1 protein-coding gene is annotated in these 1,043 nt (G+C 49.5%); it reads left to right on the top strand.

Going from position 1 to position 1,043, the window contains the following annotated elements; genetic code table 11:
• The coding region (locus ACFEL9_RS26230; protein ID WP_385896345.1) for a SprB repeat-containing protein at positions 1-1,043 on the top strand (1,043 nt) is incomplete at both ends.

Raw genomic sequence — 1,043 nt, 5'->3', positions numbered from 1 at the left:
GATAACAATAATTGTACAGCTACCGCTTCGGTCACCATTGGGCAGCCTGCTGCAGCGCTGGCTCTCACTTCTTCAAAAGTGGATGTGCTTTGCTTTGGCAACGCCACCGGTTCTGTTGATTTAAGTGTTAGTGGTGGTACGACTCCTTACTCTTATGTGTGGAGCAATGGCGCTGCTACACAGGACATCACCGCCCTTGCTGCAGGAACTTATACCGTTACCGTTACGGATAACAATAATTGTACAGCTACCGCTTCGGTCACCATTGGGCAGCCTGCTGCAGCCCTGGCTCTCACCTCTTCAAAAGTGGATGTGCTTTGCTTTGGCAATGCCACCGGGTCCATTGACTTAACTGTTAGTGGTGGTACGACTCCTTACTCTTATGTGTGGAGCAATGGCGCAACCACGCAGGACATCACCGCTCTTGCTGCAGGAACCTATACCGTTACCGTTACTGATAACAATAATTGTACAGCGACTACTTCTGTTACCATTGGGCAGCCTGCTGCGGCCCTGGCTCTCACTTCTTCAAAAGTGGATGTGCTTTGCTTTGGCAATACCACCGGTTCTGTTGATTTAACTGTTAGTGGTGGTACAACTCCTTACACTTATGTGTGGAGCAATGGCGCAACCACGCAGGACATCACCGCTCTTGCTGCAGGAACCTATACCGTTACCGTTACTGATAACAATAATTGTACAGCGACTACTTCTGTTACCATTACCCAACCTGCCGCAGCCCTGGCTCTCACCTCTTCAAAAGTGGATGTGCTTTGCTTTGGCAATACCACCGGGTCCATTGACTTAACTGTTAGTGGTGGTACAACTCCTTACACTTATGTGTGGAGCAATGGCGCTGCTACACAGGACATCACCGCCCTTGCTGCAGGAACTTATACCGTTACCGTTACGGATAACAATAATTGTACAGCTACCGCTTCGGTCACCATTGGGCAGCCTGCTGCAGCCCTGGCTCTCACCTCTTCAAAAGTGGATGTGCTTTGCTTTGGCAATACCACCGGTTCTGTTGATTTAAGTGTTAG

Source organism: Terrimonas alba (assembly GCF_042434975.1).
In the GTDB taxonomy this organism is placed as follows: domain Bacteria; phylum Bacteroidota; class Bacteroidia; order Chitinophagales; family Chitinophagaceae; genus Terrimonas_B; species Terrimonas_B alba.
Note: the sequence above shows the minus strand (reverse complement) of the source record. Positions and strands in the feature narration are given on the sequence as shown.